A 24,392-nucleotide genomic window follows, 5' to 3' on the forward strand; every position below is an offset into this window, starting at 1 on the left:
TTGTAGAGAACAGGTCATTTTATGGATTTTAGAAACGTCATACGCAAAAATAATATTCGTACTCGTTTAGTTGTGATGAGTTACATTTTGCTAATGTTAGTCATTGGTTTACTGGCGGATATTGCAACGCACCCAAATGAACAGCTAGATTTGTTTGATAATGCGATGGAGTTTGTGACGTTTCAAGAGTGGCCTATAGCGACATTTATTGTTCTAGGTTTGACATTTATTGGGTTGATTTATATTCATTTCAGAGGGCATAAAATGATGCTAGCGGGAATGAACGCTAGGGAAATCACTCAGGAAAATGCAAAAAGTTCTGAAGAAAAACAACTGTTCAATATTATCGAAGAGCTTAGTTTGAGCGCTAGTTTAGGTTATATTCCACGTTTATATATTTTAGATACTGACGAGCCGAATGCTTTTGCTGCGGGGTGGAACAAACGTAATGCCCTTGTGGGAGTGACCCGAGGTTTGCTTCAAAGCCTTAATCGACAGGAGGTTCAGGCCGTTTTAGCTCATGAAGTGGGGCATATTATCCATGGGGACTCAAAATTAACCTTGTATGTGGGTATTTTAGCAAATGTTATTTTGACGGTGACCAATTTATTTAGCCAAATCTTTATTCGCACGGCTGGGCGAAGCAGAAATAATGCCGCTAATAAGGCTCAAGTTATTTTACTAGTCCTTAATTTCGTTTTACCGTGGATAACACAAATTCTTTATTTTTACTTATCTCGTACACGTGAATATATGGCAGATGCAGCCGCAGTCGATCTGACATCTGATAACCAAGCCATGATCAGTGCGTTGAAAAAAATATCTGGGAAGCATGAAACCCATGAGTACGATGAGCGAAGTACTGGTCAGGCTTATCGAAAAGCGGCTTATATTTTTAATAAGGGAGATTCAGTTTTTTCTACACACCCATCTATTGAAAACCGCATTGCTGTCTTGGAAGGTAAAAAGCAATTTTAATAGTAAAATAAATACAGCGAGTATTGATTAGCGGCTTTTCTTCAAATATTGGCGTTTTTTTAGCAAACTTTGCCGAGGGATGCTGGAACAACACGTCATTACCCCCTATAATTCCGCCAACATAACATTTCTATGTTATGTATTTTCATTTCTAAAATATTTAACCAGGTTATCATTTTATGACTGACATAGCGCATCACTGTACCATTGTAGGTATATCGGGAGCCTCTGCATCTGGCAAAAGCTTAATTGCAAGCACTCTATATCGAGAACTTAGGGAAAAGGTCGGTGATCATAATATAGGTGTTATTCCAGAGGACTGTTATTATAAAGACCAAGCAGATATTCCAATGGAAGAACGGCTTAAAGTAAACTATGACCATCCTAATTCAATGGATCACAGCTTGCTTTATGAGCATCTTAAATCACTGAAAAGTGGTCAAGCAGTAGAAATTCCTCAATACGACTATGTCGCTCATACTCGCAAACAAAAAACCATTACGTTTAAACCTAAAAAAGTCATTATCATTGAAGGCATTTTATTGTTAACTGATAAACGCTTACGTGGTGAGATGGACTTTTCTATTTTTGTTGATACTCCACTCGATATTTGCTTGATGCGCCGCATTAAACGTGATGTAAATGAAAGGGGCAGAACACTTGATTCTGTCATCGAACAATATAATAAAACTGTGCGCCCAATGTTTTTGCAGTTTATTGAACCGTCTAAGCAATATGCTGATATTATTGTACCTCGCGGTGGTAAAAACCGGGTTGCGATAGATGTCTTGAAAGCAAAAATTGGTGAATTCTGTCAAGATTAACAAATTAGCGCAGAGACTAAAATAATGAAGGGGGAAACAACCATGCGTCTATGTGACCGCGATATTATTCAATGGATGGATGATGGTAAATTAGTCATTAGCCCACGCCCACCCGTTGAACGGATTAATGGTGCAACCGCTGATGTTCGACTGGGTAATCAATTCCGTGTTTTTCGTGGGCATACCGCTGCATTTATTGACCTGAGCGGTCCCAAAAATGAGGTTAATGCCGCGTTGGATCGTGTAATGAGCGATGAAATCGTGCTAGGTGAAGATGAACCATTTTTCCTACATCCAGGGGAATTAGCACTTGCAGTGACGCTTGAGTCTGTTACGCTCCCTGACAATCTTGTTGGTTGGTTAGATGGTCGTTCTTCACTAGCAAGGCTGGGTTTGATGGTGCACGTAACAGCACATCGAATCGATCCCGGCTGGCATGGGCAAATCGTGTTAGAGTTTTATAATTCTGGGAAATTGCCTTTAGCGTTACGTCCGGGTATGGTGATCGGTGCTTTAAGTTTTGAGCCATTATCTGGTAGTGCAGACCGCCCATATAATAGCCGTCAAGATGCTAAATATAAAAACCAACAAGGTGCAGTAGGTAGCCGGATTAGCGAAGACTAAGCACTGTAATTTTGCGGAACTTGTTGTTCTTGAAGGATATGAGAAGCAATTTCCGCCCATTTTCAGGGATAGCCGTGGTGTAAGTTCGCTTTATGATGGGCGCTGGTGGGTTTTAAGAGAGGGAAGCATGAAACGTTTTTTAACGACATTGATTATTTTACTTGTGGTCATTGTTGCGGGTTTGACAACACTTGTGATGCTAGTAAACCCCAACGATTTCCGTCATTACATTGTGGAACAAGTAGATAAAAAAAGTGGATATCAGCTTGAATTCAATGGGGATATGCGTTGGCATGTTTGGCCTACACTCAGTATTATTACGGGGCCGATATCTCTCACTGCTCCTAATGCGACAACTCCTGTTCTTAGTGCGGAAAACATGCGCCTAGATGTTGAATTATGGCCGCTTATTTCTCATAAGCTCTCCGTTGAGCAAATTGTGATTGATGGTGCGGTCATTCGCAAAACACCAGAAAGCGAACCCAAAATTCACACCAATGCCCCAGTAGCCCCTGGCGGAACAGCGCCGTCATCCTCTCCAACAGAAAAAACTAATTGGTTATTAGATATAGAAAAAATCAATATATCCAATAGCTTAGTTATCTGGCAAACTGCTAAAGACGAATTTAATTTACGAAATATAAATTTATCATTGAAAAAAAGTGATAAAAAACAAATCGCAGCCAAATTCAGTGGTAACTTGAATAAAAACCAGCAAGAACTTATTTTTGATACACGGGCTGATATAGATTTATCTAATATTAATCAAAAGATTAGTGGGAAGTTGACACAATTTGACTATAAATTAAGTGGTGTTGATTTACCCGAAAACGGTATAGAAGGGCAGATTACCAGCGATTTCCTGTATTCAAAAGGGAAAATAGAAAATGCAAGTTTGAGTAATTTGTTGATCAAAGCCAATGAGAGTAGCTTAACGGGCAATATCAGTATCCAATTAACAGATATCCCAAAAGTGGCGATAGAGTTAGTTTCAGATAAATTAGATTTAGATAACTTACTTGGTACTGCAGCGGCTGATTCTAATTCAACGGCTGAGACAAATAATAACCGTATCGGTGTTAAACCTGTGATATCAGGTTCAAATACTCAACAGTATGATTTATCTGGTTTACAGTCTTTTACCGCAGATATTAATTTAGCTATTAATCATTTAGTTTATCGTGGAATGACAGTAACTGATGTGGTTTTTGAGGCACAAAACCAAGCTCCACGTTTTAGCGTTGCTAAACTGCAAGGGAAAGCGTTTGGTGGGGATTTCTCATTGCCCGTCACCTTGAATTACCGCTCAACTCCTGCTTATGTTTCAGCTAAGCCAAAATTTAACCATATCGATTTAACACCATTACTAAAAGCATTTAATATGCCGCAGAAAATAAGCGGTATTATTTCGTTAAATGCAACCTTATCGGGTATTGGGTATGATGATTATGCGGTAAAAAACCAATGGCAGGGGCCGGTTAGCTTTGAATTGAGAAGTGCCAAATTACAAGGCTTGAATATCCCACAACTAATTCAGCAGTCGGTTTCTCGTGTTACGAATAAAATAAATGCTCCCGTTAATACTGGTAATTATACGGAAGTAGATTTATTCAAGGTAGCTGGTATTTTGAATAAAGGTAATTTAAATATATCCTCCATGCAAGCGACCTCTGCCTTGGTTAATATTAATGGTCAAGGGAATATGAATATCCCTAATGAAACTATAGATGTTAATTTAGGTGTGAATATCGCCAATGGTTGGGGAGGGGATTCACGCTTGGTTAAACAGCTACAAGAGATGACAATTCCTCTGCGGATTTACGGTAGCTGGTATAGTTTACAGTACCAGCTAGATGTGGAAAAACTCTTGCGAAATGAATTACGAACTCAAGCTAAAGAAGCCATTGGTAATTTCTTAAAAAAAGAAGAAAATAAAGGGCTTAATGATTTATTAAACGCGCTTTAACTTAAAAAAACGCCCTTTATTGGGCGTTTTTTATAAATGCAAATGGACATTAATAGTAGCCATTTCCATTTTTATAATCTTCTTATCTTTGTTTTGTGTTTTCAAAGGTATTTTTAGTCTGCTTAACTGAACTATCCCTAGATAAATAGTTATTTCTTCCTTCACTTTTTATAAATTCCCCTGTTGTTTACTTAATTTATTTTCTAATTTGCTAAGTGTTTTTTCTTTATTACTATTGTGCTGGTAAGTTGAACGCCCTAATTCATTCTTATAGTGTTGAATATTATCTTTTAAGTTTAATAATATGTTATTAAACTTATTCATCGTATCTTTAGATAGGGTAACTTTACACCCTCGATCATCTGAGGTGCCTATTTTTTTTATTTGTTTGGAAATTAAATCTAAGCTTTTAGATATGTAATTTCTTAAATCTTTTATATCTTGCTTATGGATTATTTTCTCTGATGTAATTAGTAATTCTTTTTTGGTTAATGCATCAGTAGATTTATTTTTTGAGAGTTTACTCGTGGTCTCTTGACGAGATAATTCTTTCATTTGGTCGTTTTCTAAAAAGCGGACTTTCTTTTTAGAAGCCATAGGATATTGTTCAGTATTATTTTGAAGTTGATTAGTGGTAACAGCAACCTTTCCTGATGATTTATTTGTAGTTTGGTTAATTTTCTGTGTTTTTAACGTATTTATATTTGGAGACTGAGTTTTTATATACATAGCATGACCTTGGTTAAAGATTAGGTGTATTCAATGCTATAAATTATTCAGTATTTCAATGATTATTCTTTTAAAAAACGATGTTGTTTTTTATTTACTGCTATTAAATAGCCATTTTTCACTAAAAGTGAAATAAAAATACCGGCTCAGAGGCCGGTATTTATTTTGTTTAGAGCTAAAGGTTAGTCATCTTCAAATTCATAGCCATCACCTTCGGGTGCTGGCGGTGTAATGAGCACTTTATTAACACGATGACTGTTGACTTCAAGTGGTTGGAATACGCAGCCATTGATAGTCATCTGTTCGCCTACTTCAGGAACGCGCTGTAAGTGTTCCATTAGTAAACCTGCAATTGTTTCATATTCACGCTTATCGTCTAATTCCATTGGGATAAACATGATCAGGTCTTCAAGTGGCATAAAGCCGTTGGCAATCCAAGTACCATCATCCAGTTTTTGAATATCGTGGCGTGAGTCATTTTCTTCATCACCAACAGGCAAGTTACCCGCGATTGTTTCCATTACGTCGGTCAATGTGACGATACCTTCGATAGAGCCAAATTCATCCACAACAAACGCAAAGTGTGTATGGGCTTTACGGAACTGTTCTAATGCTTTTAATAGTGATAACCCTTCAGGGAAAATTAGAGGTTGCGTGATTAATGCACGCAAATTAAGCGGTTTACCACGAAGCTGTTGTTTGACTAAATCCATTACATGAACAACACCAACAGGTTCATCACTAATTGTTTCATCTATAACCACTAAGCGTGAATGCGGGTTTTTCTCCATCAATTGCAGTAAATCGGCGGAGGATTTATTGATGTCGAGGTAATCCACATCATGACGTGAGGTCATAATACTCTCAACGTTACGTTGTGCCATACCTAAGACACGCGCAATCATCAAACGTTCTTGCGGGTCAAAAACAGATTGGTTATCCGCAATCAGATCTGATGTGTGAGGGTCTAATTCGCCTCTTTCTGCTTTACCACTTAAAATACGTAATACCGCTTCAGCAGTACGTTCGCGCAGAGGCCTTGTTCCCGTCAGGAATTTACGGCGATTGAACTGCGCAAATTGGTTAAGAACTTCAATCATGATAGAGAAGCCGATCGCAGCATATAAGTAGCCTTTCGGTATGGCATAACCGAAGCCTTCGGCAACTAAGCTGAAACCAATCATAAGTAAGAAGCTTAAACACAGTATGACAATGGTGGGGTGGTTATTGACAAAGCTAGTCAACGGTTTACTTGCCCAAATCATCAACAGCATTGCAATAGTGACTGCGGCAATCATGACGCCAATATGGTCAACCATACCGACAGCTGTAATGACAGAGTCAAGAGAGAAAACCGCATCAAGAACAATGATTTGTGCAACAACAGCCCAGAAATTCGATGTTTTTCGTTGAGTATTAGTGTGCTCGTCTTTACCTTCTAGCCGTTCGTTTAGCTCCATTGTTGCTTTGAACAATAGGAATAGCCCCCCGATCAACATGATCAGATCTCGAGCGCTGAAAGGATGCTCAAAGAGTGTCAATATTGGTTTCGTTAGCGTAATTAGCCATGACAGGCTAAAGAGCAGGACAACGCGCATGATAAGTGCAAGCATAAGCCCCGTTACACGGGCTCTATCACGCAACTTAGGCGGGAGCTTGTCAGCTAGAATGGCGATGAAAACGAGGTTATCTATACCAAGAACGATTTCTAGAACGATAAGGGTAGCGAGGCCCGCCCAAATCGAAGGATCTGCGATCCATTCCATACAGTTTGTTTTACCTTCTGATATGACGGCTTATGCCGACAGGTGAATAATGCGGTTTGTTGAACTAAATATCAATAAAAATTCACTTTAGTTAGATATTTTTTGACAAAAAAAGTCGTGAATACGTCATCGATTGCATCAATAACTACCATGCTGCACAATCCTAGGTTAATATGTGATCCCGTTAACAGAATGTCAGCACTATCAAGGCTGACTTGGTCCTAATCAGACAGGAGTTTTTCATGTCAAAGCAGCAGATTGGTGTTGTCGGAATGGCTGTCATGGGGCGCAATCTTGCGCTGAACATTGAAAGCCGCGGTTATTCAGTGTCTATCTTTAACCGTTCTAAAGATAAAACAGATGAAGTTATCGCCGAAAATCCAGGGAAAAAATTAGTTCCCAACTATACAATTGAAGAGTTTGTTGACTCTCTGGAAAAACCACGCCGCATCTTGTTGATGGTTAAAGCGGGTGAAGCAACAGACAAAACAATTGCCTCGCTGACTCCTCATTTGGACAAAGGTGATATCTTAATAGATGGTGGTAACACTCTTTATAAAGATACTATCCGTCGTAATCGCGAATTATCTGAACAAGGTTTCAACTTCATCGGTACAGGTGTTTCTGGTGGTGAAGAAGGTGCATTGAAAGGCCCTTCAATCATGCCTGGCGGTCAAAAAGAAGCTTATGAATTAGTTGCTCCAATTTTAAAAGAGATTGCAGCGAAAGCAGAAGGCGAGCCATGTGTGACTTATATTGGTCCAGATGGTGCAGGGCACTATGTCAAAATGGTTCACAATGGTATCGAATATGGTGATATGCAATTAATTGCAGAAGCATATTCATTGCTAAAAGGCTCATTGAACTTAAGTAACGAAGAATTGGCAGACACCTTTGCAGAGTGGAATAAAGGTGAGTTAAGCAGCTATTTGATTGAAATCACAGCAGATATCTTCAAGAAAAAAGATGAAGATGGTAAATATCTGGTTGATGTGATCCTTGATGAAGCAGCAAATAAAGGGACAGGTAAATGGACTAGCCAAAGTGCTCTTGATTTAGGCATTCCTCTGACTCTGATCACTGAATCTGTATTTGCGCGTTATATTTCATTCTTGAAAGACCAACGTGTAGCCGCCTCTAAAGTATTAAGTGGCCCAGTATTAAAAGCAGTTGATGGTGATAAAAAAGCATTTATTGAGAAAATTCGTCGTGCGTTATATCTAGGTAAAATTGTTTCTTATGCGCAAGGTTTCCAACAGCTGAAAGCGGCATCAGATGAATATAATTGGGACCTCAACTACGGTGAAATCGCGAAAATTTTCCGTGCGGGTTGTATTATTCGTGCTCAATTCTTGCAAAAAATCACTGACGCTTATAACCAAGATGCAAAAATTGCCAACTTGCTGTTAGCGCCATATTTCAAACAAATTGCCGATGAATACCAACAAGCTCTGCGTGATGTTGTTTGTTATGGGGTGCAAAATGGCATACCTACACCAACGTTCTCAGCAGCAATTTCTTACTATGATAGCTACCGTTCAGCGGTATTGCCTGCAAACTTAATCCAAGCGCAGCGTGACTACTTTGGTGCTCACACTTATAAACGTACGGATAAAGACGGTGTTTTCCACACAGAATGGATGGAATAATCCGTCATCATTGATTATTGATGACATAAAAGGCGCTAGGTTTAGCGCCTTTTTTGACTTTTAAGCACCGTAAAATGGTTAATTTATAACGATGAGTAAATCGCTTATTCGGTATCGAATATAGCTTTTTTATAATTTATAACAGCGAATATTTTTTAAATTATATTTTATCGAGTCTAGGCATGGTTTATGCGTAACTTTCTTATTTTATTGCTTTTATTAGTATTACTTGGTCCATTAGGGATTGATTTATATTTGCCGACAATACCTGATATTGCGAGGGATTTAGGTAGCAGTGAGTCGGTGATCCAGTCAACGATAGCACTGTTCATTCTCGTTCTGGGGTTAGGGCAATTAATTTCGGGCCCACTAGTGGATAGATATGGACGAAAACCTGTCGCGATTGCAGGTATGGTGCTATATATCATCGGTGCAGGTGTTGCGATTGTAGCAACGACACCGGCAGTATTTATTGCTTCTCGTTTATTGCAGGGAGTTGCGGTTTGTTGCACTTCTGTAGTGGCTTTTAGTTGTGTGCGCGACCGTATGAATGGTACAGAAGCGGCGCGAGCCTTCGGTTTTCTAAATGGTACACTCAATATTGTTCCTGCATTAGCCCCATTATTAGGGGGGTTATTGGCGGAGGCTTGGGGGTGGCGCGCGCCATTTTGGTTCCTTGCACTGTATGCGTTGGTAATATTAGTACTGATTATCATATTATTACCGGAAACACGGCCAACAAATTTGCCAGCAGTAAAAACGACCCAACTTAAAACCTATTGGCGGATTTTGGGTGACCGTCAATTTATCATTTTTGCTTTGGTTAATGCAGGGACTATGGGGATGGCACTAACTTATGTTTCCCTTGCGCCCAGTGTTCTAATGGGGGATGCACAACTTACCCCACTAGAATTTTCTATTGTATTTGGAATAAATGGTTTTTGGATCATGTTTGCCAGCTATATTGCCAATTACTTTATTCATAAAATTGGCCGGCCAACTTGTTTATTAGTGGGCAGTACGATGATGGCATTAGGTTGTTTAGGGTTGCTGCTTGGTTTTATTTTACTCTCTGAACAAGTGCAAAATCATTGGGCTGTGTATATGTTACCTGTCGCATGTGCTTGTACCGGCCTTGCCTTTATGATGGGCACCGCAACAAGTTATGCCTTAGAACCATTTGGTAACGAAGCCGGGACGGCTTCTGCGTTAGTGGGGTTTGTGCAAATGGCAGGAGGAGCAGGGTTAGGGTTATTTGCCATTGCTTTACCTATCGCCCCGAAACTATCCCTAGCGATAGTTATGTTAATTGGTTGTATTTTTGGCTTAGTTGCAAGAAAGGCGAGCTTAAAATTAACTAAAGACGAAAGTCATTAATTATTAATGCTATTCAAGGCTCGATTAGTTAGCAATGTTAATTGAGCCTTGAGATTACTTTATGCTAATACCTTATATCAACATTAAACTATTTCCCCATTAATTGTTGTTGGGTGTTTTAGGGTTTTTATTTCGATATCTTCAGTGTGAACTATTTTATTATTAACATAAATATTCACTTTTACTGGGTTAAGCTTCCATTCAATATTGACATGGTATTTATTCATCAGGCCCTCTTTCATTCTAAAGGCATGCAGTTGGTATTTATTAATTGTGCCATCTTGTAATATTACTTCTAAATATGGTGAGTCAGGGGAAATGTGTTCATCAGGTCGATAAACCATGCCGAAAGAACCATAGAGAGGTATACAGCTTTGCCTTTTAAACTTGCCGTCGGGGTCATAAAACCCGGTTAAGGTAATAATAGGGACGCCTTGTTTATCAGGTTTTTTATATATCCCTTGGCTCTCTATTTTTTGCCAAGTATGGCCATTCGAAATATAAGATAGTATTTTGTCTTTAGTTATTTTACTTTCAACGCTATTGACGATTACATTACTACTCCAGTCTGCAAATGAGCTTATTTTTATGATTGAGCCTTTATTTTTAGGCGTGGCAGGAGGGAAAATCATATTAGGAGTATGGTAGCCATTACCACTTTGTATGTGAATAAACTTATATTTCTCTGCAAAAGTATTAAGTTTTTCATCGGTTAAATTTTCCCCATTCTTTGTCGAATAATGAAAGAATATAAATTCTGAAAGATCAGGGCTGGCATCTACCATTTCTGCTTTTTCAGAATCCCATTTTTTATAACCAGTCGTCGATTCAGGGGAAAATATATAACTATTTTGAAGCCGTTTTTGAATTGCAGCTAATGAATTTGGTGTGTAAGCGGTAAAAGAATTATAGTTTGAGTCGAAAGGGTAGCCACTAGACATTGCATCAGTATTAAATACCCCGTCGTGTGACAAGTTAGGAATAAAATAATTGTACTCACAATCCCATAGCCATGATGAGTTTTTTTTATCGGGTGTGGTGTGTGTTCCGCCTTCAGGACCGCCGTGATAATCACCTAAGCCAAAATTATGACCTAATTCATGGCTAACCTCATTTCCCTTTGATTCATATAATGTGGCTTTTCCACCGCCTCCCGACCAACCATGATGTTGTATGCCATTTTCGTATACGCCAACAGAATTATGCATGGTTACTTGGAATGTGGGGAGAAATGATGGAGCTGATGCCTGAGAACTATTAATACCATAGTTGGCTGAATTAATGCCGTCAGAAATGAGGTCTTTGGCAATCTCATGTCGCATATTCCCGTCATGACCACCCCCTTCGCCTGTTGCTTTATCAATAAATAGCTCACCACGAGGGGTAACAACTTGAGTTAAGTAGACGGGGTCAAAACGAGTTACAATCAATGTCGCAGCGGGGACTGTTTGGCCATATTGGCGGTTTAACTCATGGTTATTTTGAAAGTCAAACTCATTCCTTGGGGGGGTTAACATACCAATATCTATAGTGTTAATCATCAGGATATTGGGAGCACCAATTTTCACATCATTAAGCGCTCCTGTAGACTCAAGGGTATTGAACTCAAAGCGTATCCCCGGTTTTATATATTCTTTAGGAATGATAGCTGACCAAGTATTTTCTGAATAGGCGAGGTTTTCAAGCGGGGCGCTTGTGGTAGGTTCTGTTATCGGGACCCATTTTTTTTTAATATCATAAATAAAAGTGATTTTTTCGCCTGTTTTTAGCTCATATTTTTTACTGCCGTAGAAAATAGAACTGGTATAAGAAGCTTCGGATGAAAACATAACTTTCTTATTATGGAAAAAGTCATTAGCGTTAAGTCGAAATTTTGGCGCCCAATTCCCATCACTAGTTGCTATTTTTATCGTTTCATTGTGTGCGATTAGCTGGTTAAAAGATTCACTATCATTGGTGATTTTTTGGATTTGTGAGTTATCACTAATGAGTAAGTCATATAAACTGCCGTCTATTATAGAAGGTGAAATAGTTAATGGTGGGGGAGCAGCAATGGGAGTGTTTTCCCATACACCATCAAAGTTACAAACGAGAAGTCGTTGTTCACCTTTTTTCAGTGAGACAATATTATTATTGAAGCTAATCTCCGTTTGTTTTTTAGTTTTGGATGAAAACAGTATTTTTTTACCACTATGCTGCTTGTTATTAATTAAGTAAATTTTTTTAACCCAATCATTATCTGTTAATTCAAGTTCTATACTCGAGTGAATTTTAAAATATTGGTCTAAATTATTTGTGTCAGTTCTGCCCTCTTTTCGGGGGGCGAGTAATTGAGTAAATCCTTTTAGTTTAAATTCGAAAGAAGATGGTGTAACCCGGTAGTACTCAGATATTTCTACATCCTTCTTTGTTTGCCATCGGCCATTTCCATCACAAATGAAAATAAGGCTATTGTTTTTTTTTAGTGAGGTATGCTTATTACCATATTCAATTTTTACGGTTTTATTTGAATCATTGTAAATAGAGATGTATTTATAGCTATATTCAGTGTTATTATTAATTACAAAGGTTTTCTGCGGGAAAGGGGCATTGAATATTATGTTTATTTTATCATTTATTTTAATTAACTTATCAAAGTAAATGGGGTTTTCTGTTACCTTTTCTAGGTCATCATTATGGTTAATAGTCAGGTCAAATTTATTTGTTTTATTAAAATAGTGAGGTAATAAGTCAGTTTCTGGAATATGGTTATTTGCAGTGGGGGGGAGTTTTGAAGGGGGAAGAAGCTCTTTAGTTATTAATAAGTTGTTTTTTTTATCAAATATTTTGAATTGAAAAGGTTCACTCTCTGCAATAATTTTATGGGGTTTTACCAGTATCAAAGTATTACGGTCGGAAACTAGAGTTGGGTGTGTGTCTCCAGCAATTCTATTTTTGGCAGGGATTATACTGGCTTGAGCAAAAGTGACATTAGCCTTTAATCCCCCAATAAGGTCATTAGGAAATTGGTTTTTATTAAAATACTTCATTTTTGCATTAATGATATCGTTGAACCGTTGCTGGAATAATTGTACTTCTAGGTATTTATCACTTATTAATGGGTTAGTATTAGCTTCATGTATGATGTGCCATATATCTAATAAAATTCTGTTATCATTTTCAGGGTTAAGAGTGAAGGGATAGGTATTTTCAGCCCCGATTATTTCTGTTATTGATGGTAGTGCGCTCGTAGTAGGATTAAACATAAAATTCCTTTTTATATTTTTGGTATTTATCAATCAAGTAATTAATTAAAATTACTTATCAATATTATATTAAATAAAGTGCAGCTAATAATCATGATTGACTAACAGTTAGTCTTAAACTTTAATTAATGGTAAGTTTGTATGATATTTCTAGCTGAGTATTGAATATGCAGAATCCATTGTTAAATAAGCCAAGGGTAGCTAAAGGTGATGTATTTTGAACGCGAATACATCACCATAGACAGCGTTCTATGGTAAATATAAACGGATTAAAAGGTTTATTACCATGAATAAAAAGCATTGGTCAAAATATGAATTACTGCATGAGGTTGTGCAAAACCCTAATATTCATATTAAAGGTAAGCATAGCTACTACAGTGATTGTTGGGATAATGGCTTTGAAAATTCGGTTGTTCGTTACCTTCAGGGGGATGAGCAAAGTCGAGATTGGCAGCTTGCGTGGCATGTAGACCAACTTTACATTGGGGACTATGTTTGTATTGGCAGTGAAGCCGTGATTTTGATGGGTGGGAATCATACTCATCGAATGGATTGGTTTTGTTTATATCCTTTCCTTGAATATATTGAGGAAGCTTATATAGGAAAGGGGGATACGGTGATTGGTGACGGAGCATGGATTGGCATGCGAGCTTTTATCATGCCGGGTGTCAAAATTGGTGAGGGAGCCGTCATTGCGAGCAACAGTGTGGTTGTTAAAGATGTTGAGCCTTATAGCATTGTTGGGGGGAACCCTGCCAAGCCAGTTAAACACCGGTTTTCGCCCGAAGTGATTAGCGAACTCTTGGCGCTGAAAATCTATGATTGGCCAGAAGCAAAATTCTCCGCTTTAAAGCGCGTGATTTGTGGATCTGATTTTCAGGCACTAAAGCAAGCCAGTATTGAATACGACCGGCAGCTTAATCAGTAATTGTCATTTAGGGTTATTCTATGGAATAACCCTTTTTACGATTAGATGGTTAGCTTTCTTCTATACGAATAAACTTTACTAAAGTGGGCTTGGCTATTCTTTGGTAATCTTTTGTATTTAAAATAATCGAGCGTTCTAATGTGCCTGCATTAAAGGCTAATTCCTCAAAACGTTCAAACAGCAGCGGGTCAGCAATGAGCTTTAAATTGGGATGAAAGCTAAAAGGGGGGATCGCACCGAATACACATTGCGTGAGTTCATCCACTTCTTTCGGGCTTGCTAAGGACGCACGAGTTCCACCAATTGCCAGTGCAATTTTGTTTAAATCGGCTTGTTTATCTGCTGGCAAAATCGCGAGTACATGCTGGCGGATACCATTACCTTTAACATGACATACCAATCCCTTTGCACCTTGCCCAAGTTGAGTGCCACGTATTTTTGCCACTTCTTCTGATTTCCCAGCGGTGGGGTGCTCCATCACACGATACTTTGCATTATTTTTATTAAGTAATTGTGTTAACTGCATAAAAATAGAATTTTCAGACACTGTTATTCCCTTTAAAACCACATCAATATCAGGGAATGATAGCAAGTTTACATGCAGATACAACCGCAAAACCAAGGGATGTTAAAAATCAAAATATGCTAAATATTATAAATTGCATATCAGATGCGGTTTTAATCTGTTTTATTGGTTAGTTTATAGCCTTTTCTATTTCATATGCTATTTTGTTTTTTATTTCTATTAAAATCAAACCGTTATAGTTATGTTTTTTCATGAGTTAGTGAGAATACAAATTGTTAAGAATTGAGGTTGATCATTTACGCTGTATTTTATTATCGGTAATATAAAGTTTTATATAACGAAAAGATAATATGAACCGTAAATTTAACTTATCTGTAATATTGCCTCTTATTGCAGGGATAGCCCCATCTATTGTTGCTGCTCAAGTCTCTGAGCAACTAGCTAAACCTAAACAAGACCGTATGTTGGTGACAGCAGCGCCAAACGATGTCACGACAGAAGCGCAAGCCGGAGCCGGCTTTTTTACTTCACAAATTGATATTGGCCCATTAGGGAATTTGGAATGGATTGATACACCATACTCCACAACCACTATTAGCCGCGAAATAATCAATAACCAACAAGCTAAAAGTTTGAGTGAATTGTTGAAGTTTGCACCAAGTACACAAATGCAAGCCCGAGGGGGCATGGATGTTGGGCGTCCTCAAAGCAGAGGAATGCAGGGTAGTGTGGTGGCAAATAGTCGCCTTGATGATTTGTATATTATTTCGACCACAGCATTCCCTGTTGAAATGCTGGACAGGGTCGACATCATTAATAGTTTGACGGGGGCATTGTATGGCCCTGCAAGTCCAGCGGGGCAGTTTAATTTTACGGCCAAACGACCTGAGGATGTGCAACGCTTAACGTTAGGCTATCAAAGCCGTAATGCCTATAGTGGTCATGGGGACTTAGGAGGGTATTTTGATGAAAATAAGCGCTTTGGCTACCGTCTTAACTTACTGGATGAAGAAGGTACGGGCAGTGTAGATGATAGTACATTACGGCGTAAATTTGCCTCATTAGCACTGGATTGGAATATTCAGCCTGGTACGCAATTACAACTTAATGCGAGCCATTATAACTTTGTGCAAAAAGGGTATGTGGGGAGTTTCAGCTATGGTCCTAAGGTTAAGTTACCAAAAGCACCAAATCCACAAGATAAAAACTTAGCACTACATACCGCAGGCAATGATTTAACTACTGATACAGTTAGCACTCGCTTACTTCATGATTTTAATGAAGATTGGTCATTGAAAGCTGGGGTAGGCTATCAACAAGCAGATAGAGCTATGCGGACGGTAACCAGTGCTATTCAAGATAATAATGGAACGATTTCCCGATCGTTGATGGATTCTCCTGCATCGGGGCGCTTTAGAGTGCTAAGTCACTCCGTAATGTTAAATGGCCATGTGGAGACAGGGCCAATCGCTCATGATTTGTCGTTAGCGACGAATGGCTATGTGTGGTCGATTTATAGCTCAAAAGAAAATAGTACTCGACGCAATTTAGGTGATACCAATATGTACCATCCATCGCCAATGGAAGAGCCTTCTGATGGTAAGATCCATACGGGGGGCTCACGTTATAAATCGGCTGAAAATCGCCAACAAAGTATCACAATTGGCGATACCATCACCTTTGACCCCCAATGGTCTGCAATGTTTTACCTCAGTCAAAGTTGGTTAGAAAGCCGTAGTTTTGATAAACAACACCATAAAACGAGTCAAACTCATCATCATGGTCTTAGCCCACAAGCGGCACTGATGTACAAAATTAGCCCACAAGTAATGACCTATATTAGCTATGCGGATTCACTGGAGGAAGGAGATACTGCTCCATTAGGACAAGGTATTAAAAATGAAGGGCATACTTTAGACCCTTACCGTAGTAAGCAATATGAGTTGGGAATTAAAGCCGATGTTGCCGACTTAAACCTAGGGGCTGCGTTGTTTCATTTAGAACGGCCATTTGCTTATGTGGATGGTAATGATCTCTTTCGTGAACAGGGAAAACAAGTAAATCGAGGGCTTGAGCTTAGCGCGACAGGCCATGTATGGCAGGGGTTAAATATCTATAGTGGTGTGACTTTTCTTGACCCTAAATTAACAGATACAGGGTTAATATCGACTAAAGACAAACGCGTCGTTGGGGTACCTAAAGTCCAAGCCAATATGCTCGTAGAGTATAGCTTACCATCGGTGCCTGAACTGGTTTATAGCGCTAATGTGCATTACAGCGGAAAACGTGCCGCTAATGATACAAATACGAGTTGGATAGATAGCTACACCACTTTAGACCTAGGGGCTCGTTACAGCACCAAAATAGGTCTTGTTCCTACCACTTTTAGGTTATCCGTTAATAATGTGACAGATAAGCGTTATTGGGCATCGATTTTCCCGGGGGGAAATAATGGCCAAGGCGGTGGTAATAGCGCATTTGTAGGTTCAGGCCGTGAAGTACGCGCAACCGCAACTTTTGATTTCTAATTAATCCTATAAAAATAAGGGGCACCCTTCTTTATTATTCAGCAAAGAAGGGTGACAAATATGAGAAAAGCTGATTTTTTACAAACGGTTATTTTGCTGGTAGGGCTGCTAACTTATGGTTTATCCCTAGCGAAAACAGATAATCCCGATCTACGGATTGCGACACCATGGCCGGCACAAAATACCATTATTATGATGTTGGGGTATGGTGAGCAGATTGTTGGTACATCGGTGATTGCGAAGAAAATTCCATTATTTCGCCAAATGTTACCCAACATTGATAATGTTCCAGTTATCAGCCTAAGTAACCAATTAAACCCAGAACAGATTATTTCATTACAAACACAATTATTGTTTGTTGCAAAAGGGATGGAAGTACCACAGAGAGACATTTTAGAAAGTGCGGGGGTGAAAGTTGTGGAGTACCCTGCCAATTCACTACAAGCTTTGCAGGAAAGAGTACAAGCAACGGCGGTTGAGCTAGGCCCGGATGCACAGCAAAAAGCGATAGAATATCAACGTTATTTTGACCGCAATATTACATTAGTCAGCGAACGCTTAGTCGGGTTAACCGAGGGAGAGAAGCGGACGGTGTACCATAGTATGGGGAGTGCGTTATTTACCTCTGGTCGTCCGTCATTAAACCAAGACTGGATGGATTTAGCTGGCGCAAAAAATGTCGCTGAAACATGGTTTTCCAATAAGAAAAATAATTCTGGTGAAGTTTTACTCGAAACTATTATTGCGGCGAACCCTGATGTAATAGTGGCAATGAATAAAGAAGATGCACAGATAATAAAATCATCAGCTCAGTGGAGTGCGCTTCGCGCAGTAAAGAACCAGCAAGTATATGTGAACCCAAAGGGTATGTTCTGGTGGTGCCGTGAGACGTCAGAAGAAGCATTACAATTTTTATGGTTGGCGCAAACACTTTACCCCGAACGCTTTGCGGATATTGACATGAAACAGGAAACCGCAGATTTTTACCTGAAATTCTTTGCAATTCGCCTCAGTGACCAGCAAATCGATAAAATTTTGAACCCTTAAAATTTAGCTGCCAGTAAAACTGGCAGCTATTGATTTATTGGTGACGTTCTTTTAAACGTTTAATAATAGTACTTAAATCAAGTTCTTGGTCTTGCAGTAGTACCATTAAGTGATACATCAAATCAGCGGCTTCGTTAGTTAATTCAGCGCGGTCATTGACGGTGGCTGCTAAGGCCGTTTCAACACCTTCTTCCCCAACTTTTTGGGCGATACGTTTAGTGCCACTTGCATATAAACGAGCGGTATAAGAGCTTTCAGGTGATGCCGTTTTTCGCTCTTTTAGCAAGGTTTCTAGCTCAAACAGAAAGCCCCAATCACTTTGTGCGGGAGCAAAGCAACTTTGAGTGCCTTTATGACATGTTGGGCCATCCGGTAAGGCGAGCGCCAATAAAGTATCGCTGTCACAATCAGGGTAAATATCAACTAAATTTAAAAAATTATTTGATGTTTCACCTTTGGTCCACAAACGTTGTTTAGTTCGAGAATAAAAAGTGACTTTACGGCTGTCTAAAGTGGTTTGTAATGCTTCAGGGTTCATATACCCAAGCATTAATACATCCCCTGATACGGCATGTTGCACGATCACAGGCATTAAATTATCGACTTTTTGCCATGCCAGTTGGCTACATTGTTCTGTGGTTAACATACTCTAATTTGAACTCCATTTTCGGCTAGGTACTGTTTTAACTCACCGATATTAATAATTTGTTTATGGAAAACCGAGGCGGCTAAAGCCCCATCAACATTGGCGTCAGCAAAGGCATCAAGAAAATGGACTTTTTCCCCCGCACCGCCTGATGCGATGAGTGGTACTTGGCACACATCACGGACTTTTTTCAGTTGAACAAGGTCATATCCTTGGCGGACGCCATCTTGGTTCATCATATTCAAAACGATTTCCCCTGCGCCACGTTGTTGCACTTCTTTGACCCAATCGAGGGTTTTCCAATGAGTTTGTGTTGTACGTTTTTCATCACCGGTAAATTGGTATACAAGGTATTCATTAGTACTGTCATCAAACCAAGTATCGATACCAACAACAATACATTGTACGCCAAACCTATCTGCTAAGCGGCTGATTAAGGTTGGGTCAGATAACGCAGGGGAATTAATTGAAATTTTGTCTGCACCAAAAGACAGTATTTGAGCTGCATCTTCAACGCTTTTAATACCACCCGCTACACAAAATGGAATATCAATCACCTCAGCAACTTTAGCGACCCAGCTTTTATCCACAACGCGGCCATCCGACGAAGCTGTAATATCGTAGAATACCAGTTCATCAGCGCCTTCTTGTGCGTAGCGTTGCGCTAAAGGAACGATATCACCGATGATTTCGTGATTACGAAACTGCACCCCTTTAACGACTTGGCCATCACGGACGTCCAAACACGGAATTATGCGTTTTGCCAACATTCGATTGCCTCCGTAACGGTAAATTTGCCTTCCAATAATGCACGACCAACAATAACCCCGGCGGCACCAGATGCTGGAATAGCCGCAATATCGTCTAAATTACCAATTCCTCCAGATGCTTGAAAGGCAATATCAGGGAATTTTTGGCTGATTTCTTGGTATAAATTCACATTAGAGCCGGTTAACGTGCCATCTTTAGAGATATCGGTGCAGAGCACATGTTTTAAACCATAAGGTTGATAGATTTCAATGGCTTGTTCTAATGTTAAATTTGAGTTTTCTTGCCAACCACTGATAGCAATTTCTTTTACACCTTCGGCGTTAATGCGTACATCTAGAGCCAGTACAATGGCTTCTCCACCATAGGTTTCAAACCAAGTTTTTACGAGATCAGGTTTTGTTACGGCCGTTGAGCCGATCACCACGCGAGTCGCACCGGCCTCTAGCAATGCTTTAACATCGTCTTCGCTACGAATACCGCCACCAACTTGCACCGGCACACTAACGCCAGCTAATAATTTTTTAAGAAGTGGAATTTGGCGTTTTTGCGGGTCTTTAGCCCCCGTTAAATCCACAAGGTGTAAGAGTTTTGCGCCTTCTTTTTCATACTGTTGCAAGCGTGGCAGAGGGTCATTACCGTAATCTGTTTGCTTAGCGTAATCCCCTTGGTGTAACCGTACTACCGTGCCATCGATTAAATCTAATGCAGGAATGATCATGGTAATTACATCTCCAAAAAATTCTGAATCAAGCGAGAACCCGCAGCCCCAGAGCGCTCTGGGTGAAATTGTACGCCATAGAAATTATCGCGATTGATAGCACTGCTAAATAAATTTCCATATTGTGTTTGCGCAATGGTATTCGCTGAAATAGGCATAGCATAGCCGTGTACAAAATAAAAATAAGCATCATCGGCAATGCCTTTAAATAACGGGTTTCCAGCAAGTGCTTTGACTTGGTTCCAACCACTATGGGGAACAGGTAAACCGTTAGCATCCATTTTTTGTACTGGGCTATCAATCAGCCCCAGTAATGGGATATTTGTTTGCCCTTCTTCGCTAAAGGAGCCAAGCAATTGCATCCCTAAACAGATACCTAATACAGGTTGAGTTAGCGCCTTAATTAATGGGACTAATTCACGCTCAATGAGCTTTTCCATTGCGGCACTAGCGGTACCGACACCGGGTAGAAACACCTTGTCTGCCTGTAAAATAGTATTGGTTTCTCGGCTGATCACCGGGTCATAGCCTAAACGTTTTACTGCATAAGCGACAGACGCCAAATTAGCACAGCCAGTATCAAGGATGACGACGTTCATCACAAAACCCCTTTTGAGCTTGGGAGGGTATCCCCTTCAACGCGGATCGCTTGGCGCAGTGTCCGACCAAAGACTTTAAATAAGCTTTCTGCTTTGTGGTGATCGTTTTTTCCTTTTGTTTTTAGGTGTAATGTGCAGCCCATTGCATAGGAAAGTGAGCTAAAAAAGTGCTCAATCATTTCTGTACTTAAATCACCTACGCGTTGGTATTTAAATTCTGCTTTATATTCAAGGTGAGGGCGACCTGAAATATCCAGTGCGCAGCGTGCTTGGCATTCATCCATTGGGAGCACGAAACCAAAGCGTGCGATGCCTCGTTTATCACCTAAAGCAATTCTGAGAGCTTCACCTAATGCAAGCCCTGTGTCTTCAACTGTGTGGTGGTCATCAATAAATAAGTCACCATTGACCTCGATATTTAAACGGAAGCCGCCATGGGTCGCTATTTGGTCTAACATGTGGTCGAAGAAGCCAACCCCAGTGTTGATTTTACTGCCACCTTCTTGGTCTAACCAAACTTCTACTTGTATATTCGTTTCTTTGGTAACGCGTTCTACTCGTGCATGGCGATTACGTTTAGTGAGTTGTGCTGTGATCGCTTCCCAATCAAGCTCAGTTGCATTATAACGTAAGCCTTTGATCCCCATATTATCAGCAAGCTGAATATCGGTTTCGCGGTCACCAATCACATAGCTGTTTTCGCTATCTAATACATTGCTATCTAAATAGCGTTCTACCAATTGAAGTTTAGGTTTACGGCAAGGGCAGTTATCTTCAGGCTTATGAGGGCAAATTAGAACTTCGTCAAACGTGATGCCTTGAGAAGTGAAAATTTGCATCATTAAATTATGGGGTGGTTCAAAGTCAGCAGTTGGGAAGCTATCGGTGCCTAAGCCATCTTGGTTGGTTATCATCACTAAGCGGTAATTGGCTTTTTGCAGAGCAAGTAAGCTAGGAATGACCGCTTTTTCAAAGGCGAGTTTGTTTAAGCTGTCGACTTGAAAATCCGTCGGTGGCTCAGTAATTAAGGTACCATCACGGTCGATAAAAAGAATTTTCTGGCTCATGAGTCATTCCTAATTAGCAAAGTGCTGCAATAGCTTCAATAACACGGGTATTTTCAATTTCTGTCCCGATAGTAATGCGTAAACAGTTTTCAAGACCAGGTTGTTTACTTTGGTCACGTAAAATAATGCCTTGATCCCACAGGGCTTTAAACACTTTATTGCCATCTTTAAAGCGCACTAAAATATAGTTAGTTTCACTCGGATAAACATGTTCAACCACCGATAAGTCACGCAGGGCTTCACTGAGGGCGATGCGGTTTTCTGTTACGGTTTTTACGCGGTTTCTCATGGTGGTTATGCCTTGTTCATCTAAGGCTTGAGCCGCAATCATGGCAACCGGTGTTGATAATGGATAAGGCGCAATCACTTTTAATAGCACTTCAATAACTTCAGGTGAAGCAAGGGTAAAACCACAACGTAACCCAGCGAGAGCGAAAGCTTTTGATAAGGTTCTTAAAATAACTAAATTTGGGTATTCTGCTAACCAAGTAGTCACGCTATATTGCGGGCAAAATTCAATATAGGCTTCATCAACTACCACCAATGCACGGCCCGCTGCCATATCTAACACTTCACGTAAATCTTTATTATCGATGATATTGCCCGTTGGGTTATTTGGGCTACAAATATAAATCAGTTTGGTATTAGATAAGTTTTCACGGATTGCATTAACGTTTAATGCCCAGTCTGGCAACGCCATGATTTTCTTTTGTTCAACACCAAAGGTTTCTGCACTGACGCTGTACATGCCATAGGTTGGCGGGCAAAACATCACCGCATCTTTTCCCGGCTCACAAAATGCGCGGATCAACAACTCAATGGACTCATCGGCTCCACGGCAAACCAACACCTGTTCTGGTGTAATTTGCGTATAAGCCGCATAGTTATTGATTACGGCAACCGGTTGGCATTCAGGGTAACGGTTAAGGTTATGTTCACTGAATTGATAATCAGGGGCAATGGGGTATTCGTTGGCATTGAGCCAGACATCACCATTTCCACCTAAGCGCCGTGCAGACATATAAGGGGTCATGGTTTTAACATTTTCACGTGCAAGACTGGCGGCATTAAATTTTTGGCTCATGACTTACTCCTGATTTTGTTTTTTTAGTTCGTTAACGCGTAAGGTAACGGCATTTTTGTGAGCGGTGAGTTGCTCTGCTTGAGCTAAAGTTTCGATGGTGTTGGCTAGCCCTAATAGGCCTTGTTTAGACAACTTTTGTACGGTCATGCGTTTCATAAAATCAGCAAGGCCAAGGCTTGAATAAGTCGAGGTATAGCCATAGGTCGGTAAAACGTGGTTAGTCCCTGATGCGTAATCCCCCGCAGACTCCGGTGACCAGTCACCAACGAATACTGACCCTGCACTAGTGATAGCGTCGACTAGGTTATCAGCATCGCGGGTTTGTAATATTAAATGCTCAGGGCCATAGCGATTGCTAATTTCAACGCATTGTTCGATCGAATCAGCGATGATCACACGGCTGGCACTCAGTGCTTCCCTTGCAATTTCTGCACGAGAAAGTTGCGCTAATTGTTTTTCTGTTTCCTCAATCACGCGCTGGGCAAAGTTTTCATCGTCAGTTAATAAAATGACTTGTGAATCAGGGCCGTGTTCCGCTTGTGATAGTAAATCAGATGCGGTGAACGCTGGGTTTGCTCCGCTATCCGCAATCACTAATACTTCAGAAGGGCCCGCTGGCATATCAATGGCAGCACCATCATGGCTTTGGCTGACTTGGCGTTTTGCCTCTGTGACATAGGCATTACCGGGGCCAAAAATTTTATCCACTGTAGGAATGCTTTGGGTACCAAATGCCATGGCGGCAATCGCTTGTGCGCCACCTACTTGGAAAATATCGCTAATACCACACAGCTTGGCTGCATACAGAATTTCATCAGCAATTGGTGGAGGAGAGCACAGGATAATTTTCCGACAACCCGCAATATTGGCTGGTGTTCCCAACATCATAACCGTTGACAGTAATGGCGCGGAACCACCCGGAATATACAAGCCAACCGCATCAATTGGGCGCGTGATTTGCTGGCAAACAACACCAGCTTGGGTTTCTACCGTTATTGATACAGGCTTTTGCGCCTCATGAAAACGACGGATATTGCCAATTGCCGTTTTCATTGCAGTTTTAATTTCATCACCAAGACGAGCTTCAGCTTCATCTACCGTATTCGCTGCAATACGCACGGTGTCGATTTCGGTTTTATCGAAACGACGGCTTAAGGTTTGAAGGGCAAGGTCACCTTCACGACGGACTTGGTCGATAATGTCACTGACCGCGCTAGTAATGCTGCCAGAGGCAGCAATAGCAGGGCGCATCAGCAATGCACTTTGTTGTTGGTCGTTACAATCTGCCCAGCGAATTGGCTGGTTGAATCCCATTTCCAT

20 protein-coding genes are annotated in these 24,392 nt (G+C 40.2%); 9 read left to right on the forward strand and 11 right to left on the reverse strand.

Going from position 1 to position 24,392, the window contains the following annotated elements; genetic code table 11:
- Positions 1-21: 21 nt before the first annotated feature.
- The 4 genes from htpX (at position 22) to asmA (ending at position 4,392) form a co-directional block, all read left to right on the forward strand.
- On the forward strand, positions 22-978 hold the full coding sequence (gene htpX, locus P3L56_RS06080; RefSeq protein ID WP_166685351.1) for a zinc metalloprotease HtpX: 957 nt from the start codon (positions 22-24) through the stop codon (positions 976-978).
- Positions 979-1,157: 179 nt separating this feature from the next.
- Positions 1,158-1,802: a uridine kinase gene (gene udk, locus P3L56_RS06085; RefSeq protein WP_042846559.1), complete on the forward strand. Its 645-nt coding sequence runs from the start codon at positions 1,158-1,160 to the stop codon at positions 1,800-1,802.
- A gap of 42 nt (positions 1,803-1,844) precedes the next feature.
- Positions 1,845-2,426, forward strand: coding sequence for a dCTP deaminase (dcd, locus tag P3L56_RS06090; RefSeq protein WP_042846558.1), 582 nt, complete (start codon positions 1,845-1,847; stop codon positions 2,424-2,426).
- A gap of 127 nt (positions 2,427-2,553) precedes the next feature.
- Complete coding sequence (asmA, locus tag P3L56_RS06095; RefSeq protein ID WP_129466751.1) at positions 2,554-4,392, forward strand: outer membrane assembly protein AsmA; 1,839 nt, start codon at positions 2,554-2,556, stop codon at positions 4,390-4,392.
- Positions 4,393-4,560: 168 nt separating this feature from the next.
- On the opposite strand, the gene P3L56_RS06100 is transcribed toward asmA, so the two are convergent.
- The gene (locus P3L56_RS06100; RefSeq protein ID WP_198861192.1) at positions 4,561-5,121 is read right to left on the reverse strand and encodes a hypothetical protein; all 561 of its coding nucleotides are present in this window, start codon (positions 5,119-5,121) and stop codon (positions 4,561-4,563) included.
- Positions 5,122-5,303: 182 nt separating this feature from the next.
- Positions 5,304-6,887 carry a TerC family protein gene (locus P3L56_RS06105; RefSeq protein ID WP_129466749.1) on the reverse strand — a complete coding sequence of 528 codons (1,584 nt, stop codon included), beginning with the start codon at positions 6,885-6,887 and terminating at the stop codon, positions 5,304-5,306.
- A gap of 242 nt (positions 6,888-7,129) precedes the next feature.
- Between P3L56_RS06105 and gndA the strand changes: the two genes are divergently transcribed.
- Both gndA and P3L56_RS06115 read left to right on the forward strand, forming a co-directional pair.
- Positions 7,130-8,536, forward strand: coding sequence for an NADP-dependent phosphogluconate dehydrogenase (gene gndA / locus P3L56_RS06110; protein ID WP_042846554.1), 1,407 nt, complete (start codon positions 7,130-7,132; stop codon positions 8,534-8,536).
- Positions 8,537-8,725: 189 nt separating this feature from the next.
- Positions 8,726-9,913 (forward strand): multidrug effflux MFS transporter, encoded by a 1,188-nt coding sequence (locus tag P3L56_RS06115; RefSeq protein ID WP_129466748.1) that lies wholly within the window; start codon positions 8,726-8,728, stop codon positions 9,911-9,913.
- An 83-nt stretch (positions 9,914-9,996) separates the two neighbouring features.
- On the opposite strand, the gene P3L56_RS06120 is transcribed toward P3L56_RS06115, so the two are convergent.
- A complete protein-coding gene (locus P3L56_RS06120; protein WP_272686155.1) occupies positions 9,997-13,158 on the reverse strand; it encodes a M66 family metalloprotease in 3,162 nt (1,053 codons plus the stop codon).
- 286 nt (positions 13,159-13,444) lie between these two features.
- Here P3L56_RS06120 and P3L56_RS06125 point away from each other — a divergent pair, with 286 nt between their 5' ends.
- Positions 13,445-14,086, forward strand: a complete 642-nt coding sequence (locus P3L56_RS06125) for a CatB-related O-acetyltransferase (RefSeq protein WP_198861194.1) — start codon at positions 13,445-13,447, stop codon at positions 14,084-14,086.
- Between the two features lie 49 nt (positions 14,087-14,135).
- On the opposite strand, the gene P3L56_RS06130 is transcribed toward P3L56_RS06125, so the two are convergent.
- Entirely contained in the window at positions 14,136-14,612 is a 477-nt protein-coding gene (locus tag P3L56_RS06130; RefSeq protein WP_129466782.1) for a YbaK/prolyl-tRNA synthetase associated domain-containing protein, read from the reverse strand.
- 350 nt (positions 14,613-14,962) lie between these two features.
- Between P3L56_RS06130 and P3L56_RS06135 the strand changes: the two genes are divergently transcribed.
- A complete protein-coding gene (locus P3L56_RS06135; RefSeq protein WP_166685346.1) occupies positions 14,963-17,140 on the forward strand; it encodes a TonB-dependent receptor in 2,178 nt (725 codons plus the stop codon).
- A gap of 60 nt (positions 17,141-17,200) precedes the next feature.
- Positions 17,201-18,187: an ABC transporter substrate-binding protein gene (locus tag P3L56_RS06140; RefSeq protein WP_081363939.1), complete on the forward strand. Its 987-nt coding sequence runs from the start codon at positions 17,201-17,203 to the stop codon at positions 18,185-18,187.
- A 34-nt stretch (positions 18,188-18,221) separates the two neighbouring features.
- Here P3L56_RS06140 and hisIE read toward each other — a convergent pair whose 3' ends face one another.
- Genes hisIE through hisD form a run of 7 tightly spaced genes read right to left on the reverse strand, consistent with a single transcriptional unit; the run spans position 18,222 to position 24,392 of the window.
- Positions 18,222-18,833, reverse strand: coding sequence for a bifunctional phosphoribosyl-AMP cyclohydrolase/phosphoribosyl-ATP diphosphatase HisIE (gene hisIE / locus P3L56_RS06145; RefSeq protein WP_042846547.1), 612 nt, complete (start codon positions 18,831-18,833; stop codon positions 18,222-18,224).
- Entirely contained in the window at positions 18,827-19,603 is a 777-nt protein-coding gene (gene hisF, locus P3L56_RS06150; RefSeq protein WP_042846546.1) for an imidazole glycerol phosphate synthase subunit HisF, read from the reverse strand. Before hisF ends, hisIE begins: the two co-directional genes overlap by 7 nt.
- Positions 19,585-20,322 (reverse strand): 1-(5-phosphoribosyl)-5-[(5-phosphoribosylamino)methylideneamino]imidazole-4-carboxamide isomerase, encoded by a 738-nt coding sequence (gene hisA / locus P3L56_RS06155; protein ID WP_129466744.1) that lies wholly within the window; start codon positions 20,320-20,322, stop codon positions 19,585-19,587. Before hisA ends, hisF begins: the two co-directional genes overlap by 19 nt.
- Positions 20,323-20,327: 5 nt before the next feature.
- Positions 20,328-20,921 carry an imidazole glycerol phosphate synthase subunit HisH gene (hisH, locus tag P3L56_RS06160; RefSeq protein WP_042846544.1) on the reverse strand — a complete coding sequence of 198 codons (594 nt, stop codon included), beginning with the start codon at positions 20,919-20,921 and terminating at the stop codon, positions 20,328-20,330.
- Positions 20,921-21,988, reverse strand: coding sequence for a bifunctional histidinol-phosphatase/imidazoleglycerol-phosphate dehydratase HisB (hisB, locus tag P3L56_RS06165; RefSeq protein WP_042846543.1), 1,068 nt, complete (start codon positions 21,986-21,988; stop codon positions 20,921-20,923). Before hisB ends, hisH begins: the two co-directional genes overlap by 1 nt.
- 13 nt (positions 21,989-22,001) lie before the next feature.
- Positions 22,002-23,072 carry a histidinol-phosphate transaminase gene (hisC, locus tag P3L56_RS06170; protein WP_042846542.1) on the reverse strand — a complete coding sequence of 357 codons (1,071 nt, stop codon included), beginning with the start codon at positions 23,070-23,072 and terminating at the stop codon, positions 22,002-22,004.
- Between the two features lie 3 nt (positions 23,073-23,075).
- Positions 23,076-24,392 carry a histidinol dehydrogenase gene (hisD, locus tag P3L56_RS06175; protein WP_166685343.1) on the reverse strand — a complete coding sequence of 439 codons (1,317 nt, stop codon included), beginning with the start codon at positions 24,390-24,392 and terminating at the stop codon, positions 23,076-23,078.

It is taken from the genome of Providencia sp. PROV024, assembly GCF_032709665.1.
Classification (GTDB): domain Bacteria; phylum Pseudomonadota; class Gammaproteobacteria; order Enterobacterales; family Enterobacteriaceae; genus Providencia; species Providencia huashanensis.

Excerpts from the sequence above, each read along its gene's own strand:
- hisC (WP_042846542.1), bottom strand. The coding sequence starts at position 23,072 with ATGAGCCAAAAATTTAATGCCGCCAGTCTTGCACGTGAAAATGTTAAA.
- P3L56_RS06125 (WP_198861194.1), top strand. The coding sequence starts at position 13,445 with ATGAATAAAAAGCATTGGTCAAAATATGAATTACTGCATGAGGTTGTG.
- dcd (WP_042846558.1), top strand. The coding sequence starts at position 1,845 with ATGCGTCTATGTGACCGCGATATTATTCAATGGATGGATGATGGTAAA.
- P3L56_RS06105 (WP_129466749.1), bottom strand. The coding sequence starts at position 6,887 with ATGGAATGGATCGCAGATCCTTCGATTTGGGCGGGCCTCGCTACCCTT.
- htpX (WP_166685351.1), top strand. The coding sequence starts at position 22 with ATGGATTTTAGAAACGTCATACGCAAAAATAATATTCGTACTCGTTTA.
- P3L56_RS06100 (WP_198861192.1), bottom strand. The coding sequence starts at position 5,121 with ATGTATATAAAAACTCAGTCTCCAAATATAAATACGTTAAAAACACAG.
- P3L56_RS06120 (WP_272686155.1), bottom strand. The coding sequence starts at position 13,158 with ATGTTTAATCCTACTACGAGCGCACTACCATCAATAACAGAAATAATC.
- asmA (WP_129466751.1), top strand. The coding sequence starts at position 2,554 with ATGAAACGTTTTTTAACGACATTGATTATTTTACTTGTGGTCATTGTT.
- P3L56_RS06115 (WP_129466748.1), top strand. The coding sequence starts at position 8,726 with ATGCGTAACTTTCTTATTTTATTGCTTTTATTAGTATTACTTGGTCCA.
- P3L56_RS06140 (WP_081363939.1), top strand. The coding sequence starts at position 17,201 with ATGAGAAAAGCTGATTTTTTACAAACGGTTATTTTGCTGGTAGGGCTG.
- hisA (WP_129466744.1), bottom strand. The coding sequence starts at position 20,322 with ATGATCATTCCTGCATTAGATTTAATCGATGGCACGGTAGTACGGTTA.
- hisB (WP_042846543.1), bottom strand. The coding sequence starts at position 21,988 with ATGAGCCAGAAAATTCTTTTTATCGACCGTGATGGTACCTTAATTACT.
- hisF (WP_042846546.1), bottom strand. The coding sequence starts at position 19,603 with ATGTTGGCAAAACGCATAATTCCGTGTTTGGACGTCCGTGATGGCCAA.
- P3L56_RS06135 (WP_166685346.1), top strand. The coding sequence starts at position 14,963 with ATGAACCGTAAATTTAACTTATCTGTAATATTGCCTCTTATTGCAGGG.
- hisD (WP_166685343.1), bottom strand. The coding sequence starts at position 24,392 with ATGGAAATGGGATTCAACCAGCCAATTCGCTGGGCAGATTGTAACGAC.
- udk (WP_042846559.1), top strand. The coding sequence starts at position 1,158 with ATGACTGACATAGCGCATCACTGTACCATTGTAGGTATATCGGGAGCC.
- hisIE (WP_042846547.1), bottom strand. The coding sequence starts at position 18,833 with ATGTTAACCACAGAACAATGTAGCCAACTGGCATGGCAAAAAGTCGAT.
- P3L56_RS06130 (WP_129466782.1), bottom strand. The coding sequence starts at position 14,612 with ATGCAGTTAACACAATTACTTAATAAAAATAATGCAAAGTATCGTGTG.
- hisH (WP_042846544.1), bottom strand. The coding sequence starts at position 20,921 with ATGAACGTCGTCATCCTTGATACTGGCTGTGCTAATTTGGCGTCTGTC.
- gndA (WP_042846554.1), top strand. The coding sequence starts at position 7,130 with ATGTCAAAGCAGCAGATTGGTGTTGTCGGAATGGCTGTCATGGGGCGC.